Here is a 17,928-nt window from a genome sequence, read left to right on the forward strand (position 1 = left end):
GTTTGCCCCCGACCGCTTCGAGCAACCTGCGAGTGAGGCCCCCATGTCTGGTTCCGTCACCGTCACATCCCTCTCGTTCACCTGGCCCGACGGCAGCCCCGTCTTCGAGGGGCTGGACGTCGCGTTCGGCCCCGGCCGCACCGGCCTGGTCGGCGTCAACGGGTCGGGAAAATCAACCCTGTTGAAGCTGATCGCCGGTGAGCTCGCACCGGCCGACGGCACCGTCCGGGTGGCCGGCGAGGTCGGATACCTCCCGCAGAACGTCACGCTCGACACCACCCTGCGCGTCGACGAGGCGCTCGGCATCGCCGGCCGGCGCGCCGCGCTGCACGCCATCGAGGCGGGTGACGTCCGCGAGGCCCACTTCGAGACCGTCGGCGACGACTGGGACGTCGAGGAGCGCGCCCTCGCCACCCTCGGCGAACTCGGCCTGGGGCACGTCGATCTGGACCGCACCATCGGTGAGGTGTCCGGCGGCGAGTCCGTCCTGCTGCGCCTGGCAGCACTGCTCCTGGGCCGCCCCGACGTGCTGCTGCTGGACGAACCGACCAACAACCTCGACCTGTACGCCCGCAGACGGCTGTACGCGGCCGTCCAGTCCTGGCCGGGTGTGCTGGTCGTCGTCAGCCACGACCGTGAACTGCTGGACCTGGTCGGCCAGATCGCCGATCTGCGCGCCGGGGAGATCACCTGGTACGGCGGCACCTACTCCGACTACGAGGAGGCCCTGGAGATCGAACAGGAGGCGGCCGAGCGCATGGCGCGCGTCGCCGAGTCGGACTTCCGCAAGCAGAAGCGCGAACTGGCCGACGCCCAGGTCAAGCTGGCCCGCCGGAAGCGGTACGGGCAGAAGATGTGGGACCAGAAGCGCGAGCCCAAGATCGTCATGGGGGCGCGCAAGCGCGCCGCGCAGGAGTCCGCGGGCAAGCACCGGATCATGCACGAGGAGAAGCTCGCCGAGGCCAGGGAGCGGCTCGACGAGGCGGTGGAGGCCGTACGGGACGACGACGAGATCCGCGTCGACCTGCCGTACACGGCCGTGCCACCGGGGCGTACGGTCCTCACCCTCCAGGATCTCGGGCTCAGGTACGGCGCCCGGGTGCGGGGCGGCTTCGAGCTGCGCGGGCCGGAGCGGGTGGCGTTGATCGGGCGCAACGGCGCGGGCAAGACGACCCTGCTGCGCACGATCACCGGCGAGCTCGCCCCGGAGTCGGGCGAGGTGCGGGCGCACGTTCCGCTGCGGTTCCTGCCGCAGCGGCTCGACGTCCTCGACGGGGAGCGGACCGTCACCGAGAACGTGGCCCGGTTCGCGCCGGGCGCCACCAACAACCGGATCAGGGCGCGGCTGGCGCGCTTCCTGTTCCGGGGCGCCCGTGCCGACCAGAAGGCGGCGACGCTGTCCGGCGGCGAACGCTTCAGGGCCGCGCTGGCGGCGCTGATGCTGGCGGAGCCCGCACCGCAGCTGCTCATGCTGGACGAGCCGACCAACAACCTCGACATGGCGAGCGTTCGGCAGCTCACCACGGCCCTGGAGTCGTACGAGGGGGCGCTGCTCGTGGCCAGTCACGACCTGCCTCTCCTGGAGTCGATCGGCATCACCCGCTGGCTGCTGCTGGAGGAGGGAGAACTGAGGGAAATCACGCCAGAGGCTGTCGGGTTTTTCTCCTAGCGTCGGTGGCATGACCGACGCCACGCACGATGCCATCACCCTGACCGGAGCACGCGAGAACAACCTCAAGGACGTCACCCTGCGCATCCCGAAAGGCCGGCTGACCGTGTTCACCGGCGTTTCGGGGTCGGGGAAGTCGTCCGTGGTCTTCGACACGATCGCCGTGGAGTCGCAGCGCCAGCTGAACGAGACGTATCCGTGGTTCGTCCGCAACCGGCTGCCCAAGTTCGAGCGGCCGCACGCGGACGGCCTGGAGCACCTCACGCCCGCCATCGTCGTGGACCAACGGCAGGTCGGCGGCCACTCCCGGTCGACCGTGGGCACCATGACGGACGTCTACTCGGTGATCAGGGTGCTGTTCTCCCGGCACGGCAGCCCCAGCGCCGGGCCCGCGACGGCGTACTCGTTCAACGACCCCGCGGGCATGTGCCCCGGGTGCGACGGCCTCGGCCGCACGGTACGCCCTGACTGGGACCGCATCCTCGACCCGGACCGCTCCCTCGCGGACGGCGCGGTCCGCTTCCCGCCGTTCGCGGCCGGGACCTGGCAGGGGCAGGCGTACACGAACAGCGACGACCTCGACCCGCACAAGCCGGTGGGCCGGTTCACCCCCGCCGAGCGCGAGTTCCTGATGCGCGGACGGCCCGGCAGCAAGGTCACCGTCAACGGCGCCGGCGGCACCTGGACCACCGACTACGAGGGGCTGGCCGTCCGTTTCGAACGGCTGTACCTGAAGCGGGACCTGTCGGCCATGAGCCGGAAGACCCGGGACCTGGTCCGGGAGTTCACGGTGCAGGGCACCTGCCCGGACTGCCGGGGAGCACGTCTGAACGCGGCGGCGCTCGCGACCCGGATCAACGGCCGGTCGATCGCCGACTGCACCCGCATGCAGGTCACGGACCTGATCGCCGTACTCAAGGAGATCGACGACCCGGTGGCCGCCCCGATCGCCTCGGCCGCCGTCGCGGCGCTGGAGCGCATCGAGGCGATCGGTCTCGGCTACCTCGGCCTCGACCGGGAAACGGCCACGCTCAGCGGCGGGGAGGGGCAGCGGCTGAAGACGGTGCGGCACCTCGGCTCCAGCCTGACCGGGATGACGTACATCTTCGACGAGCCGAGCGTCGGACTGCACCCGCGTGACGTGGGCCGCCTCGGAGAGCTGCTGCTGCGACTGCGCGACAAGGGCAACACCGTGCTGGTCGTCGAGCACGACCCGGACGTGATCGCGCTGGCCGACCACGTCGTCGACATGGGGCCGGGGGCCGGCGCCGGGGGCGGCACGGTGGTGTTCGAGGGAACGCCGCGGGAGCTGGCCGCGTCCGGCACGCTCACCGGGCGCTGCCTGCGCACCCGTACGGCCGTCAAGGACGAGGTGCGGCAGCCGACCGGTGAGCTGTGGGTCAAGGGCGCCGACCGGCACAACCTGCGGAACCTGACCGTACGGTTCCCGGCCGGTGTGCTCACGGCGGTGACGGGGGTCGCCGGGTCCGGCAAGAGCACCCTGGTCGGGGAGTTCACCGCCGCGCACGACGAGGCCGTGGTCGTCGACCAGTCGGCGATCGGCATCTCGGGCCGCTCCACCCCGGCGTCGTACTTGGGGATCATGGACACGGTCCGGAAGGTCTTCGCCCGGGAGACGGGGACCGAGGCGGGCCTGTTCAGCTTCAACTCCACCGGGGCCTGCGGCACCTGCGAGGGGCGGGGCGTCATCTACACCGACCTCGCCTTCATGGACCCGGTGACCACGACCTGCCAGGACTGCGAGGGGCGGCGCTTCAAGGAGGAGGTGCTGCGGCTGACGGTGAAAGGCAGTTCCGTCGCCGACGTCCTGGAGATGACGGCCGAGCAGGCGCTCGGCTTCTTCGACGACACGGGCGTACGGCGCCGGCTGCGCGCCCTGCGGGACGTCGGCCTCGCCTATCTGACGCTCGGCCGGCCGCTCTCCACACTCTCGGGCGGTGAGCGGCAGCGCATCAAGCTGGCCACGCGCCTGCACCGCACGGGCGCGGTCTATGTGCTCGACGAACCGACGACCGGTCTGCACATGGCGGACACCGAGGGCCTCGTCGCCCTGCTCGACCGGCTGGTCGACACGGGCAACACGGTCGTGGTCGTCGAACACAACCTCGACGTGGTCGCCCGGGCCGACTGGGTGATCGACCTCGGCCCGGACGGCGGCCGGGACGGCGGCGAGATCGTCTTCGAGGGAACACCACGCCGGCTTCTGGAGACGGCGGGGTCATTTACCGGGGAGCATCTGCGGCGAGCGGTCCGGACGGACGTCATCGCGCCGGCGTGAGCTCCCCGGTGAGCGGCACGCCCGGGTGAGCACTGTTGCTGACGACGGCGAGGCGGGGGCCGCGGGGACCGTGGTGCCACTGCCCGCCGACCAGTGGAAGGAGGGCGGTGTTGGGCGCCGGTCCCCGGGTCCAGTCGAGGCGCCCGGCGACGGTGTCGAGGCGGGTGCCGGCGAGGGCCTGCGCGACGGACGCCCGGTCGGTGGGGTCGTCCGCGGCGGACAGGGCGTGGTGGGCCGTTTCCAGGAGGGCGTGGGCCAGGCCCAGCGGCTGGAGCCACGCGGCACCGGTGTCCTGCCGGTAGGCGCGGGCGAGTTCGGCGCACGTGGTGCCGTCCAGGCCGGAGCGGTAGGGGTGACCGGGGCTCCAGTAGACCAGGGTGGCCACACGGGCGTCGGCCAGTTCGCCGTGCACGCCGGGGGCGCGGGTGGTGTGGGTGTGCGGGTAGGTCAGCCAGCGCGAGCAGGTGATCAGCCGCGGACGCAGCCCTGCCTCGCGGGCCTGGCGGTGGAAGAGGGCGAGGTCGGCGGCGGTGGCGGCGCTGGTGACCAGGTCGGCGCCGTGCTCCCGCATCCGCCTGACCTGCGCCCGGAAGCCGTCGGCCGGTTCGCCGTAGGCGCCGAGGTCGATCAGGGTGTGCCCGCGGGGAGACGTCACGGGGGTGAAGCCGTAGCGGTCGTGGCGCAGCAGATCGCCCTGGAGGTCGTCGTTCCAGAGGCATCCGACGGCGCCCCCGCCGGCCAGCTCCCACAGGTCCGCGAAGACGGCGGCGATGTCGTCCAGCCCCCACGCGAAGTGGTAGGTCCACCGGAAGCGGTGCCCGGGTCCGGCGCCGCGCGTGTGGACGTACGCCTGCCAGGGGAAGGTGGTCGACACACAGGGGACCCGGATCTCCTCGCAGGCCGCGGTGACGGCGGGCAGGACCCGCGTCCCGGCCATCGTGAGCACGATGTGCGCGCCGTCGTCCCCGGCCAGGTCCCGCACGGCCCGCCGGGCCGCGTCGGGGTCCGAGCGGCTGTCGCGCACGACGACGGTCACATCGTGGCGGCGCGCGCCGTTGCGGACGTGCGCGAGGCGGGGCGCGAGCCTGCGCAGCACGTACGACAGCGGGGACCCGAGAGGGGCCAGTCGACCCGTCAGAGGCGCTACCACGCCCACGCACAGGGAAGAAGACGACATGACGGCCCCTCTCCGGGCTGTACCGGTGTGGCTGCTCAGTGGCCGGAGCGGTCCGCGGTGACGCAGGTGGTCCTGTTGGCCCTCCGCCCTCCCCCGGGGCTGTCCTCTCCTCGATTCGCCCTGCATGATGGTCGGCCGACGCCCGATGGGTTCCGGTCGACCCCGGAGGCTCCCGTTGGTGCGGTCCCGACACGCCCCACCCGATACGGAGTCCCGCTCGTGCCCAGCAAGAAGGCCCTCGTCCGCCGCCCCAGCCCGCGTCTCGCCGAAGGGCTGGTGACGCACATCGAGCGGGAGCAGATCGACGCCGACCTGGCCGTCGCGCAGTGGGAGGCGTACGTGGAGGCCCTGCGCACGCACGGCTGGGAGACCATCGAGGTGGATCCGGCCGACGACTGCCCCGACTCGGTGTTCGTCGAGGACACGGTCGTGATGTACCGCAACGTGGCGCTGATCGCCCGCCCGGGCGCCGACTCACGCCGTGCGGAGACCGCCGGGGTCGAGGAGGCCGTGGCCGGTCTGGGCTGTTCGGTGAACTGGATCTGGGAGCCGGGCACGCTGGAGGGCGGAGACGTCCTGAAGATCGGCGACACGGTCTACGTGGGCCGGGGCGGCCGCACCAACGCGGCCGGTGTACAGCAGCTGCGCGCCGCGTTCGAGCCGCTCGGCGCGCGGGTCGTCGCCGTACCGGTGAGCAAGGTGCTGCACCTGAAGTCGGCGGTCACGGCGCTGCCGGACGGTACGGTCATCGGGCACATCCCGAAGACGGACGCGCCGTCGCTGTTCGCGCGCTTCCTGCCGGTTCCCGAGGAGGCCGGGGCACATGTCGTGCTGCTCGGCGGCGCCAAACTGCTGATGGCGGCGAGTGCGCCGAAGACCGCCGAGCTGTTGACCGACCTCGGGTACGAACCGGTCGTGGTGGACATCAGCGAGTTCGAGAAGCTCGAGGGTTGTGTGACGTGCCTCTCGGTGCGGCTGCGGGAGCTGTACGCCTGACCGGTCACGCACCTCATCGCGCAGCGCCTCACCTGCGTCTCCGTGGCGTCGACCGGCGAACGGGTGACCCCGCTGATCGGCTGGCTTTACAGCACTCTTAACCTACGGCATCGTAACCTACGGATACGTAGCCTACGATGCCGTAGGTTCAATGATCACCGCTCGTACGCTTGTCCCCCCTGGAGAGTCCATGACGATCACCACTCCCCACCTCGGCAGCCCCGCCGGCGCCTGGACCGACGCTCAGCTGCTGTACGCCCTGGAGGAAGTGGTCGAGCAGGAGCTCAACCGGCATCTGAAGGTCGCCAAGGACTGGATGCCGCACGAGTACGTTCCGTGGAGCGACGGGCGCAATTTCCCCGGGCTCTTCGAGGACGGCGAGGCCTGGGAGAAGGAGCAGTCCAAAGTCACCGAGATCGGGCGCATCGCGCTCGTCGTCAATCTCCTGACCGAGGACAACCTGCCCAGCTACCACCACGAGATCGCCTCGCTGTTCGGCCGCGACGGCGCCTGGGGCACCTGGGTGCACCGCTGGACCGCCGAGGAGGGCCGGCACGGCATCGTGATGCGCGACTACCTGCTCACCTCGCGCGCCGTGGACCCGGACAAGCTGGAGCAGTTCCGCATGGTCCACATGGCCGAGGGCTTCGAGTCGGACAACCGGCACTCGATGCTGCACTCGGTCGCCTACGTCGCCTTCCAGGAGCTCGCGACCCGCGTCTCGCACCGCAACACCGGCCACCAGTCCGGGGACCCCGTCTGCGACCGCATGCTGGCGCGTATCGCCACCGACGAGAACCTGCACATGGTCTTCTACCGGAACCTGCTGAAGGCGGCCTTCGAGCTGGCGCCCGACCTGACGATGCAGGCGGTGCGCGATGTCATCGTGAACTTCCGGATGCCCGGCCACGGCATGCCCGGCTTCGAGCGGGCCGCCGCGCAGATGGCGATCGGCGAGATCTACAACATGCGCATCCACCACGACGACGTGCTCCAGCCCGTGCTGCGCTTCCTGAAGATCATGGAGCTCGACGGCCTGGGTCCCGAGGGCCGCAAGGCGCAGGAGGAGCTCGGCCTGTTCCTGGGCGGTCTGGACTCCGAGGCGTCGAAGTTCGACGAGAAGCTGGCCGCCCGCAAGGCACGCATGGCGGCCCGCGCCGGCGCCTGACGGCGCCCCGCACCCACGGCCGCAGGGCCCCGGCCGCTCGTGGTCGGGGCCCTGTGCGCTGCCGGGCGGTCCTCGGCGCGAAGGCCGGATCCGGGCGGGGCAGGCCTGTTCCGGGGCGTCCCGGCTACCGGGACATCCGCCGCAGTTCCAGCCGTTCCTTCTCCGACAGGCCGCCCCAGACGCCGAAGCGCTCGTCGTTGTCGAGCGCGTACTCGAGGCAGGCCGTGCGGATCGGGCACATACCGCAGATCCGCTTCGCCTCCCGCACCGAGCTGCCCGGCTCGGGGAAGAAGAAGTCCGCTCCCGTCTGCGCGCACAACGCCTCCTGCTGCCAGGTGGACCGGGGCGAGGTGATCGTGTCGATGTGCATGTCCGGAAGCGTCGCGGGCGGCGAAAAACATCCGATCAACGCGGGATCAACACGGCGTTCACGGGCCTTTGGCCGCTTCGACGGTCGCCCGCCGGAGGGGCCGGCGCACGGCGGCGCGCGCACACGGGACACCTGGCCCCGGCAGAGCCCGGGCGACGGTCGCCGCGGGGCGGTGCCAGACTCGGCGGTGCGGAGAACGGGACCCTGTGCGAGGAGTGGACCATACTCACCACCCCGTTACGTCACCGGCGCTCCGAACCGGATCGATCCAGGCACCCCCGACATCGACGGCGCCGCCGCCTCCTACGGCGGGCTGTTCGACTGGCGGTTCCGTCCGGGCGGCCCGGACGTCGGCGGGTACGGCCTCTTCCAGCTGGGCGGCAGGACGGCCGCCGGGGGCGGGCAGACCACGCCGGAGCAGGGCCCGCCGTCCTGGACGGTGTACTTCGAGGTGCCGGACGCGGACGACACGGCCCGGGCGGCCGAGCGGGCACGGGGCTCGGTGGTGGTGCGGCCGATGGGCGTGCGGGACCTGGGCCGGACGGCGATCCTCACCGACCGGGCGGGGGTGTCCTTCGGCTTGTGGCAGCCGGGCCGCGACCAGGGCCTGGAGGTCGTCCAGGAGCCCGGCTCACTGTGCTGGGTCGAGCTGTACACGGCGGACGTCCCGGCCGCGGCGGCCTTCTACCACTCCGTGCTCGGCCTGGAGACCTACGCCGTCGACTTCGCCGGCGGCGCGTACACCACGTTCCACCCCGCCGGGGAGAGCGAGGACGCCATGTTCGGCGGTGTCGTGCCCCTGGCCCGACGACCCGGGTGAGCGGGAGGCGTACTGGCTGCCGTACTTCGAGGTCGCCGACACGCACGCCGCCGTCGCCAGGGCCCGGGAGCTGGGCGGCACGGTCCGCCTCCCCCGCCAGGGACGTCCCGTCCGTCGGCCGCCTGGCCAAGCTCACCGACCCGTACGGCGCCCGCTTCGCGGTGATCCGCAGCGAGCCCCGGCAGGGCTGACGCTGCCCGGGGCTGTTCGCGGGAACGGCAGGCAGCGGCCGGTCCCTACGCGGATCGGCGCCGTACCAGTGTGGTCGGCAGCACCACACTCGACGGTGCCGCCCCTACGCCGTCCTTCGGGGCGTCCCGGTCGAGGCCGCGCAGCAGCAGGCGGGCCATCAGGCGGCCCATCTCCTCGATGTCCTGACGGACCGTGGTGAGCGGCGGGTCGGTCTGTTCGGCCACGGGCCGCATGTCGTCGAAGCCGATCACGGCGACGTCCTCGGGGACCCGGCGGCCGGACTCGCGCAGGACGCGCAGGGCCCCGGAGGCCATGAGGTCGTTGGCGGCGAACACCCCGTCGACGTCCGGGCAGCGCTCCAGGAGCTCACGCATCGCCCGTTCACCCCCGGCGGGCGTGAAGTCGGCCTCGGCGATCAGCCGCGGGTCGGCGTCCACCATGACGTCCCGGTAGCCGTCGAGGCGGTCCGCGGCGGAGGTCTGGTCGAGAGCGCCGGTGAGGTGCGCGATCCGGGTGCGGCCGAGGCCGGCCAGGTGGCGGACGGCGTCCCGGGCGCCGCCGCGGTTGTCGCTGTCGACGTAGACCACGTCCCGACGGTCGCCGCTCCAGCCGGGCCGGCCGCCGAAGACGGTGGGGACGCCGGCCCGCTGGATCAGCTCCGGCAGCGGGTCGTCGAGGTGCAGGGAGAAGACGAGGGCCCCGTCGACATGCCCGCCGGCGAGGTACCGGCCGACCCGGGCGTGGTCGTCCCGGCCCTCGGTCAGCAGCAGCACGAGCTGGTTGTCGTGGGCGGTGAGCTCCTTGCTGATGCCGCGCAGCTGGAGCGCGAAGAACGGGTCGGCGAACACCCGGGTCTCCGGTTCGGCGACGACCACGGCGACCGCGTCGTGCCGCCGGGTCACCAGCGAGCGGGCGGCCTGGTTGGGCACGTAGCCGAGCTCGTCCACGGCCTTGCGGACCCGCTCCGCGAGGATGTCGCGCACCCCGTCGCCGCCGTTGACCACGCGGGACACGGTGGCCCGCGAGACACCAGCCCGGGCGGCCACGGCCTCCAGGGTGGGACGCGGCGCTGTGTCGGTCACTTCGGGGCTCCTCACCTGCGGCTGCGGATCAGGATAGCCCCGGGGACGCAGCGTGGTGAGAGCGCTCTCGCACAGTGCGGGCGGCAACGGCCCGTCAATGCTCGTGCCCGCCTCCCGGTGGCTGCTGCCCGTGCTCGTGCGGCTCGTACCCCGGAATCGTCCCGTCCGGCTTCTTCACCAGGAACAGCCCCACCATCCCCATGTCGGAGTGGCTCTGGACGTGGCAGTGGTACATCCAGGCGCCCGCGCCGACGCCCTCCCCCGCGATCACCTGGAAGCCGAAGGAGTCGGCGGGCCCCGTGATCTTGTTGTCGATGACCTGGCTGGGGTCCTCGGGGCCGGTCAGCATGCCGGTGCGGTTGTCCGCCCAGCGATGACCGTGCAGGTGGAACGTGTGGTAGAACTCGCCGTGCGTGATCACGACGAACTCGACGCGATCGCCCACCGTGGCCTCGAAGTCCGGCCCGGTGTGCGGCGGTTTGTTGTTGATGCGCATGTCGTTGAAGACGACCGTGTGCGTCCGGTCCGGCAGGACGTCGCCCTTGCGGCGGACGATGACCGGGCCGAACAGGCCCTTCTGCAGCCCCTGCGTTCCGTGTTCCGTGCCGACGACGTGGTCGTGGTAATGCCAGTAGCCCGCGCTGCCCGAGCGCCACGTGCCGTCCTTGCGGCGGCCGGGGGCGTGGGTGCGCCAGGTGTAGGTGCGGGTTCCCCCCGGCTCCACATGACTGCGGTTCAGTTTCGTGCCGTCACTGGTGATCTCGTAGTCCAGGCCGTGGACGTGCAGACTCACGTCCACGTCCATGGTGTTCTCGAACTCGACGTGCAGCGTGTCGCCCTCGTTGAGTTCGATCAGCGGCCCCGGGATGCTCGCCTTACCCTTCTCCAGCCCGTAGCCCATCTGGCCGTCGGGCAGTTTCTCGGCGTACAGCCTGATGCGCTTCACCTCGCCCCCGGCGGGCGCCGTCTCGGCCGGTCCGGCGGCGCTCACGGCCTCCGGCGCCACGGACAACGATGTCGCGACGGCCGCGCCGCCCAGCAGGACCCGCCGGTTGAAGCTGCGTCTGTCCATGCGGAACTCCCCACCCTGGAAAGGCTTTTACGGAGGCGTACCTGTGATGAACCGGTGCGACGGTACCGGCCGCGCTCCCGTTTATCCACACTCAAGACAAAGTTGGTGCCGTCCCGGTCATAGGTATTGGCGAGACACGCAAAGGGGTTTAGCTTCCTTGACGGTGTCGCCGTGACCGAGGAGGTACCCATGCACTTACGAGGGTTGAGCAGATCAAGACACGTCTGGGCGGCGTCCGTCGCCGCCGGGGTCGTGACCGCCGGGCTGCTGTCCGGCCCGGCCGCGAGTGCGCGTCCCTATCCCGAACCCCCGCTGACAACGATGTCGATCAAGTCGCCGCCGGGCGGCGCGAACGTACGGGTGCTGATCTTCCACGGCTCGGCGGCGGCCGGGGAGGAGTCTCCGGTCGTGAACGCCGGGATCGCGGCCGTCGAGGACATCGGCCGCGCGGGCCCGGAGAACCGCCGCTTCAAGGTCCAGGCCACCGCCGACGCCTCGGTGTTCACCGACGGGACACGACTCGGCCGCTTCAACGCGATCGTGTTCCTGACCGGCGGGGGCGATGTCCTCGACGCGGAGCAGGAGGCGGGCCTGGAGGCCTATATGGAGGCCGGCGGCGGATTCGTCGGCATCCATGACGCGGCGCGCGCGGAGCCGTACTCGGACTGGTTCACCGGGTTGGTGGGGGCCCGTCCGGCCGCCTCCGGCCCGACGGCCGTCCAGCGCGCCACGGTGGAGGTCGGAGACCGCGGGCACCCCGCCACCAAGGACCTGCCGGTGCAGTGGAAACGCCCGGACCGTTGGCTCAACTGGGTGAAGAACCCGTCGGGCGAGGTGCACACGGTCGCCCGGGTCCGCGAGTCGACGTACCAGCCGGGCGCGGGCGCCAACGGCTGGGACCACCCGGTCAGCTGGTGCCGTGACTACGACGGCGGCCGGTCCTTCTACACCGGGATGGGCGGGACGGTGTCGTCGTACGACGAGACCGACTTCCGCGCTCACCTGCGGGGCGCGCTGATGTGGACGACCCGGCTGGAGCAGGCCGACTGCAAGGCGACCATCAACGCCAACTACGCGGCGGAGCGGCTGACCAAGCCCAACCAGCCCGGGCAGAACGACCAGATCGGCGAGCCGCACGGGATGGTCACCGCGCCCGACGGCCGGGTGTTCTACATCGGCCGGGGCGGCGCCGACTCCTCACAGCCCGTGATCACGGACTGGAACAACCCCGACATCGGCAAGGGCAAGGGCGAGATCCACGTCTACGACCCGACGACCAAGCAGGTCGGCCTCGCCGGTGCGCTCACCGTCTTCGGTAACAAGGGCGGCGGGGACGAACTGGTCAAGGTCGAGGAGGGCCTGCTCGGCATCGAGCTGGATCCCGGGTTCGCGCAGAACGGCTGGGTGTATCTGCACTACACACCGCACGAGCGGATCAACCGCGAGACGCGGACGGCGGAGCGGCGGGTCTCCCGGTTCACGCTCGACCGGGCCACGAACAAGCTGGATCTGTCCAGCGAGAAGGTGCTGCTGAAGTGGCCGGTGCAGATCCACAGTTGCTGCCACGCGGGCGGCGGGATGGCCTGGGACTCCAAGGGCAACCTGTACATCGCCACGGGTGACAACAACTCCAGCGGCTTCAGCGCCGGTTACTCGGGCAACAACCCGGAGCCGAACTACAAGGGCGTCTCCTTCGCGGACGCACGCCGCACCGCGGGCAACACCAACAACCTCAACGGCAAGATCCTGCGCATCCACCCGGAGCCGGACGGGACGTACACCCTCCCCGAGGGCAACCTCTTCACCGGGAAGGAGACCGACGAGGGCGGCGGCAAGACCCGCGGCGAGATCTACGTGATGGGCGTGCGCAACCCGGCGCGCATCTCCGTCGACACCTCGACCGACGTGCTCCACGCGGGCTGGGTCGGCCCGGACGCGAGTGCGCCCTCGACCACCTGGGGTCCGGCCAAGTACGACACGTTCGCCGCCATCACCGAGGCGGGCAACCGCGGCTGGCCGTACTGCATGGGCAACAAGCAGCCCTACCGGGACCGCAATCTGCCCGATCCGTCCAAGCCTCTGGGCTGGTACGACTGCGACCACCCGAAGAACGAGTCACCGAACAACGACGGCCTGGTCAACCTGCCGCCGGTGACCGGCAACAACATCTGGTACTCGCCCTCGGGCGGCGCGCCGGACTACCCGCGGGACGCGAACGGTGTCCCGTCGTACCGGCCGTCGGAGGCCACGTACCGCCTGCCCTGGCTGAAGGGCGGCGGGCAGGCCGCGATGAACGGGCCGGTCTACCGGTACGGCACGGCCGCGGCCGACAGCACCGTCAAGTGGCCGGCCTACTGGGACGGCAAGTGGTTCGTCGGTGACTTCTACGACGCCGACCAGCCGCGCAACGCCGTGCTCATGGACCCGAAGACCCAGGGCGACGGCGGTCTGCCGGTGCACTCCGAGTCGCTGAAGAAGATCGTGCCGATCGGCAACGACGGCATCAAGAACCTCATGGACTGGAAGTTCGGTCCGGACGGCGCGCTGTACGTCCTCGACTACGGGCGCGGCTTCTTCACCTCGGACTCCAAGTCGGCCCTGTGGCGGGTCACCTACAAGGGCGGCGGGCCCACCCCGGCCGCCGGTCGGCTGGCGAGGGGGAGCGAGTGATCCGGCACCGAAGAGTCTGGGCCGCCCTGCTGGCCGCCCTGCTGATGCTGCTCGGCGTGCAGGCACTGCCCGCCGCCGGGCAGCCCGAGAAGGAGGCCGCCGACCAGGTGCTCACCTGGACGGCCGGCAACGACATCGACACGTACCTCTCCGCACCGAGGACCGCGGTCGCCGGGGCGGCCACGATCGTGTTCGAGAACAGCACGGCCACCGGGAACACCACGGGCATGCCGCACACGCTGACGTTCGTGACCAGCGATCCCGAGTTCAACAGCGATGTGCAGCTCAACATCCTGGCCAACCCGAACGACGCCCAGGGCGGCAAGCACACCGCCCAGGTCACGCTCACGCCCGGCCGGTACTTCTACCACTGCACGATCCCCGGCCACGGCCAGATGCAGGGCATCCTGACGGTGACCGAGGGCACCGGCGAGGACACCACGGCGCCCGAGGCGTCGGCGCACGTCAGCGGCACGCAGAACACGCAGGGCGCGTACGTCGGTTCGGCGAGCGTGGCGCTGCACGCCACCGACGAGGGCGGCTCCGGCGTCGACCGGATCGAGTACGCGATCGGCGAGGCGGGTGCCTGGCAGCCGTACACCGCACCGGTCGTCGTCGACCAGGTCGGCAGCCATCGGGTCCGTTACCGGGCGTTCGACAAGGCGGGGAACGTCTCCGCCGAGAAGAGCGCCGAGTTCACGGTCGTGGCGCCGCAGTCGGACGACTCCACCGCGCCGGAGACCTCGGCGACGGTGAGCGGTGAGCACGACGCCGACGGGGCGTACATCGACATGGCGACGGTCACGGTCTCGGCCTCCGACACGGGTTCCGGGGTCAACACCATCGAGTACGCGGTCGGTTCGGGTGCCTGGCAGCCGTACACCGCACCCGTGATGGTGCACCAGGTGGGCGAGCACACCGTCCGCTACCGCGCCACCGACAAGGCGGGCAACGTGGCGGCGGAGAAGAGCGTGCGTTTCACGGTGGTCGCCGCGCCGCCGCAGGACACCACCCCGCCGGTGACGGGGGTGAGTGTGGAGGGCACGAAGAACTCCGCCGGGGCCTACGTCAACGGCGCCCGGGTGACCGTCACGGCGACCGACGCGCACGGCTCGGGCGTCGAGAGGATCGAGTACTCGCTGGACGGCGGGCCCTACCTCGCCTACTCGGCGCCGGTGGTGGTCGACCGGGCGGGCGCGCACACCGTGGCGTACCGGGCGACGGACAAGGCCGGCAACACGGCGGCGGCCCGCACGGTGACCTTCACGGTCGTCTCCGGGCAGGTCCCGGCGCCGGACTGCCCCGAGTACGACGAGCGGTCGACGGTGATCGTCGGCACGGTCGACTCCGGCGTGCGCAACCGGGTCACCGACAACCGGTGCCGGATCGGGGAGCTGATCGAGGACGAGAGGGAGTGGACGTCCCAGGCACTGTTCCTCAAGCACGTGACGTCCGTCCTGGACGACCTGCTGAAGGAAGGAGTCATCGACCAGCGGGAGTCCAAGGCGATCCGGAAGGCCGCCCGGCAATCCGGCATCGGCACACCGGGGCAGACCGAGGGGTACCGCGCGCTCTTCGACGGCACCGCGGAGTCCCTCGCCAAGTGGCAGCACGTGGGCGGCGGTTCGTTCGGGCTGAACCCGGACGGGACGATCACCTCCGGCACCACGACACCCGGGTTGGGCATGCTGTGGTTCCCGCAGCGCAAGTACGGCGACTTCTCGCTGAAGCTCCAGTGGCGGGACGACGCCCCGGGCACCGGCAACGCCAACTCCGGTGTGTTCGTGCGCTTCCCGTGGGTCCACGACCACCCGGAGGAGTCCCGCCCGGAGTGGGTCGCCATCAAGTACGGGCACGAGGTGCAGGTGCTCGACCGGCCCGACGGCGACATGTACAAGACCGGCTCCCTCTACGGCTTCGACCGCGTGGGCCTGGCCGGGGCGGGCGTGACGCAGAAGGGCACCTGGAACGACTACGAGATCCGCGTGGAGGGCCAGCACTACTCGGTGTTCCGCAACGGTGTGCTGATCAACGAGTTCGACAACACCGGCGGCCAGGAGTTCAGCCCGCCCCGCTCGGACGACCCGGGCACGGACGGGCGGCGCTTCGCCTCCGGCTACATCGGGCTGCAGGTGCACGGCACGACGGATGTGGTCTCGTTCCGGGACATCCGGATCAAGGACCTGTAGGAGGCTGCTTTCCCTTGCGGGCCCTGCTCGGCTGTACCCGTCTGGGCTCCCCCGGCATCTTCGGATACTCGGGCGGGTACGGCAGGTCGCCAAGACCGTGGTCGTGTTCGTCGCGGCGGGCGAGGTCGAGCAGGGCTTCCAGGGAGTAGCGCTTGTCGTCCATGTCCGCGTGCACGTCGCCGAGTTCGGCGAAGCGCGCGGGCATGGACGCGAGGTCGAAGTCCTGGGGGTGGGCGATGCCCACCTCGTCCCAGCGCAGGGGCGCGGAGACGGGGGCGTGCGGGCGGGGGCGTACCGAGTAGGCGGAGGCGATCGTGCGGTCGCGGGCCGTCTGGTTGTAGTCGATGAAGATCCGCTCGCCCCGCTCCTCCTTCCACCACTTGATGGTCACGCGCTCGGGCATCCGCCGTTCCATCTCCCGGCCGACCGCGATGGCGGCGCGGCGGACCTGGGTGAAGGTCCAGCGCGGTTCGATGGGCACGAAGACGTGCAGGCCCCGGCCGCCGGAGGTCTTGGGGAAGCCGCGCAGCCCGCCGAACTCGTCGAGCACGGCGCGCAGTTCGTGGGCGGCTCGGGCGGCGTCGTCGTAGTCCGTGCCGGGCTGCGGGTCGAGGTCGATGCGCAGTTCGTCCGGGTGGTCGACGTCGTCGCGGCGTACCGGCCAGGGGTGGAAGGTGAGCGTGCCGAACTGGGCGGCCCACACCACCGCTCCCACCTCGGTCGGGCACATCTCGTCGGCGCTGCGACCGCTGGGGAAGGTGATGTGCGCGGTCGGGATCCAGTCGGGCATGTTCTTCGGCGCCCGCTTCTGGAAGAAGTTCTCCCCGTTCATGCCCTCGGGGTAGCGCTCCAGGGTGGTCGGCCGGTCGCGCAGGGCGCGCAGGATGGCGGGGCCGACGGCGATGTAGTAGCGGGCGAGGTCCAGCTTGGTGAAGCCACGCTCCGGGAAGAAGATCCTGTCCGGGCTGGACAGCCGTACGGTCCGGCCGCCGACCTCCAGTTCCACCGCGTCACCCATGCGAGCCACGGTAGGCGTACCCCGCATACCTCGCACATCGGGCGTCCTGTGGCATGTCGGAGCAGAATCGACCCATGGATCTGCCGGTGATGCCCCCTGTCCTGCCGATGCTCGCCAAGTCGGTGGCGGCGATTCCCACGGGCATGCAGTACGAAGCCAAGTGGGACGGTTTCCGGGCGATCGTGTTCCGCGACGGTGACGAGGTCGAGCTGGGCAGCCGCACCGGTAAGCCTCTGACCAGGTACTTCCCCGAGCTGGTGACAGCCGTGCTGGAGCGGTTGCCGGAGAGGTGCGTGGTGGACGGGGAGATCGTGATCGCGCGGGAGGGGCATCTGGACTTCGACGCGCTGACCGAGCGGATCCATCCGGCGGACTCGCGGGTGCGGATGCTGGCCGAGCGGACGCCGGCCTCGCTGGTCGTGTTCGATGTGCTCGCGCTGGGTGACGAGTCGCTGATGGACGTGCCGCTGGCCGAGCGGCGGCACCGGCTGGCCGCGGAGTTGTCCGGGGTGGCGGCGCCGGTGCACCTGGCGCCCGCGACCACCGACCTCGAGGTGGCGCGGCAGTGGTTCGAGCAGTACGAGGGCGCCGGTCTCGACGGGGTCGTCGCCAAGCCTCCGGCGGTGCGCTACCGGCCGGACGAGCGCGCCATGTTCAAGATCAAGCACGAGCGGACGGCGGACGTCGTGGTCGCCGGGTACCGGCTGCACAAGAGCGGCCCGGTCGTGGGATCGCTGCTGCTCGGCCTGTATGACGAGGAAGGCACACTCCAGCATGTGGGGGTGTCCGCCGCCTTCACGATGAAGCGGCGCGCCGAGCTCGTGGAGGAGCTGGAGCCGCTGCGCATGGACGAGGTGTCGGGGCATCCGTGGGCGGCCTGGTCGGAGGAGTCCGCCCATGAGAAGGCGCGGCTGCCGGGGGCGCCGAGCCGCTGGTCGGGCCGCAAGGACTTGTCGTGGATACCGCTCCGGCCGGACCGCGTGGCCGAGGTGGCGTACGACCACATGGAGAACGGGCAGCGCTTCCGGCACACTGCCCGTTTCCGCCGCTGGCGCCCGGACCGGACCCCTGAGAGCTGCACCTACGCCCAGCTGGAGGAGCCGGTCCGCTACGACTTGGCGGAGATCCTCGGCGGCTAGGCCGCTTCTGATGGATCTCCGTGGGAGAAGGAGCGGCGTTCGGTGCGTGCTCTGGGGGTCCCCCCTG

12 protein-coding genes and 1 pseudogene are annotated in these 17,928 nt (G+C 71.1%); 8 read left to right on the forward strand and 5 right to left on the reverse strand.

Annotated features, from left to right (window positions below):
• Nucleotides 1-43 precede the first annotated feature (43 nt).
• Together QNO09_RS05075 and QNO09_RS05080 are read left to right on the forward strand one after the other, a co-directional pair.
• On the forward strand, nucleotides 44-1,669 hold the full coding sequence (locus QNO09_RS05075; protein ID WP_283968814.1) for an ABC-F family ATP-binding cassette domain-containing protein: 1,626 nt from the start codon (nucleotides 44-46) through the stop codon (nucleotides 1,667-1,669).
• Between the two features lie 10 nt (nucleotides 1,670-1,679).
• Nucleotides 1,680-3,968, forward strand: coding sequence for an ATP-binding cassette domain-containing protein (locus tag QNO09_RS05080; protein WP_283968815.1), 2,289 nt, complete (start codon nucleotides 1,680-1,682; stop codon nucleotides 3,966-3,968).
• On the opposite strand, the gene QNO09_RS05085 is transcribed toward QNO09_RS05080, so the two are convergent.
• A complete protein-coding gene (locus QNO09_RS05085; RefSeq protein ID WP_283968816.1) occupies nucleotides 3,952-5,145 on the reverse strand; it encodes an ABC transporter substrate-binding protein in 1,194 nt (397 codons plus the stop codon). The two genes, QNO09_RS05080 and QNO09_RS05085, sit on opposite strands and share 17 nt — an antisense overlap.
• Before the next feature lie 219 nt (nucleotides 5,146-5,364).
• Here QNO09_RS05085 and ddaH point away from each other — a divergent pair, with 219 nt between their 5' ends.
• Entirely contained in the window at nucleotides 5,365-6,141 is a 777-nt protein-coding gene (gene ddaH / locus QNO09_RS05090; protein ID WP_283968817.1) for a dimethylargininase, read from the forward strand.
• A gap of 190 nt (nucleotides 6,142-6,331) precedes the next feature.
• Nucleotides 6,332-7,309 carry an acyl-ACP desaturase gene (locus QNO09_RS05095; protein ID WP_283968818.1) on the forward strand — a complete coding sequence of 326 codons (978 nt, stop codon included), beginning with the start codon at nucleotides 6,332-6,334 and terminating at the stop codon, nucleotides 7,307-7,309.
• 124 nt (nucleotides 7,310-7,433) lie between these two features.
• Here the strand turns inward: QNO09_RS05095 and QNO09_RS05100 are convergent, their stop codons facing one another.
• Nucleotides 7,434-7,679 carry a WhiB family transcriptional regulator gene (locus tag QNO09_RS05100; protein ID WP_283968819.1) on the reverse strand — a complete coding sequence of 82 codons (246 nt, stop codon included), beginning with the start codon at nucleotides 7,677-7,679 and terminating at the stop codon, nucleotides 7,434-7,436.
• Between the two features lie 187 nt (nucleotides 7,680-7,866).
• Between QNO09_RS05100 and QNO09_RS05105 the strand changes: the two are divergent.
• A pseudogene (locus tag QNO09_RS05105) lies at nucleotides 7,867-8,690 on the forward strand (VOC family protein).
• Between the two features lie 45 nt (nucleotides 8,691-8,735).
• On the opposite strand, the gene QNO09_RS05110 reads toward QNO09_RS05105, so the two are convergent.
• Together QNO09_RS05110 and QNO09_RS05115 are read right to left on the reverse strand one after the other, a co-directional pair.
• Nucleotides 8,736-9,773, reverse strand: a complete 1,038-nt coding sequence (locus QNO09_RS05110; protein ID WP_283968820.1) for a LacI family DNA-binding transcriptional regulator — start codon at nucleotides 9,771-9,773, stop codon at nucleotides 8,736-8,738.
• A 94-nt stretch (nucleotides 9,774-9,867) separates the two neighbouring features.
• Nucleotides 9,868-10,845, reverse strand: coding sequence for a multicopper oxidase domain-containing protein (locus QNO09_RS05115; protein ID WP_283968821.1), 978 nt, complete (start codon nucleotides 10,843-10,845; stop codon nucleotides 9,868-9,870).
• A 189-nt stretch (nucleotides 10,846-11,034) separates the two neighbouring features.
• Here QNO09_RS05115 and QNO09_RS05120 point away from each other — a divergent pair, with 189 nt between their 5' ends.
• Both QNO09_RS05120 and QNO09_RS05125 read left to right on the forward strand, forming a co-directional pair.
• Nucleotides 11,035-13,515, forward strand: coding sequence for a ThuA domain-containing protein (locus tag QNO09_RS05120; RefSeq protein ID WP_283968822.1), 2,481 nt, complete (start codon nucleotides 11,035-11,037; stop codon nucleotides 13,513-13,515).
• Nucleotides 13,516-13,559: 44 nt separating this feature from the next.
• On the forward strand, nucleotides 13,560-15,704 hold the full coding sequence (locus QNO09_RS05125; protein ID WP_283968848.1) for an OmpL47-type beta-barrel domain-containing protein: 2,145 nt from the start codon (nucleotides 13,560-13,562) through the stop codon (nucleotides 15,702-15,704).
• Here the strand turns inward: QNO09_RS05125 and ligD are convergent.
• Complete coding sequence (ligD, locus tag QNO09_RS05130) at nucleotides 15,691-16,722, reverse strand: non-homologous end-joining DNA ligase (RefSeq protein WP_283968823.1); 1,032 nt, start codon at nucleotides 16,720-16,722, stop codon at nucleotides 15,691-15,693. The genes QNO09_RS05125 and ligD overlap by 14 nt on opposite strands.
• Nucleotides 16,723-16,796: 74 nt before the next feature.
• On the opposite strand from ligD, the gene QNO09_RS05135 reads away from it, so the two are divergent.
• Nucleotides 16,797-17,861 carry an ATP-dependent DNA ligase gene (locus tag QNO09_RS05135; RefSeq protein WP_283968824.1) on the forward strand — a complete coding sequence of 355 codons (1,065 nt, stop codon included), beginning with the start codon at nucleotides 16,797-16,799 and terminating at the stop codon, nucleotides 17,859-17,861.
• Nucleotides 17,862-17,928: the final 67 nt, after the last annotated feature.

The organism is Streptomyces sp. 378, from assembly GCF_030124145.1.
GTDB lineage: Bacteria > Actinomycetota > Actinomycetes > Streptomycetales > Streptomycetaceae > Streptomyces.

Coding starts and splice junctions, on each gene's coding strand:
- QNO09_RS05075 (WP_283968814.1), top strand. CDS start 44: ATGTCTGGTTCCGTCACCGTCACATCCCTCTCGTTCACCTGGCCCGAC.
- QNO09_RS05080 (WP_283968815.1), top strand. CDS start 1,680: ATGACCGACGCCACGCACGATGCCATCACCCTGACCGGAGCACGCGAG.
- QNO09_RS05085 (WP_283968816.1), bottom strand. CDS start 5,145: ATGTCGTCTTCTTCCCTGTGCGTGGGCGTGGTAGCGCCTCTGACGGGT.
- QNO09_RS05095 (WP_283968818.1), top strand. CDS start 6,332: ATGACGATCACCACTCCCCACCTCGGCAGCCCCGCCGGCGCCTGGACC.
- QNO09_RS05100 (WP_283968819.1), bottom strand. CDS start 7,679: ATGCACATCGACACGATCACCTCGCCCCGGTCCACCTGGCAGCAGGAG.
- QNO09_RS05115 (WP_283968821.1), bottom strand. CDS start 10,845: ATGGACAGACGCAGCTTCAACCGGCGGGTCCTGCTGGGCGGCGCGGCC.
- QNO09_RS05120 (WP_283968822.1), top strand. CDS start 11,035: ATGCACTTACGAGGGTTGAGCAGATCAAGACACGTCTGGGCGGCGTCC.
- QNO09_RS05125 (WP_283968848.1), top strand. CDS start 13,560: ATGCTGCTCGGCGTGCAGGCACTGCCCGCCGCCGGGCAGCCCGAGAAG.
- ligD (WP_283968823.1), bottom strand. CDS start 16,722: ATGGGTGACGCGGTGGAACTGGAGGTCGGCGGCCGGACCGTACGGCTG.
- QNO09_RS05135 (WP_283968824.1), top strand. CDS start 16,797: ATGGATCTGCCGGTGATGCCCCCTGTCCTGCCGATGCTCGCCAAGTCG.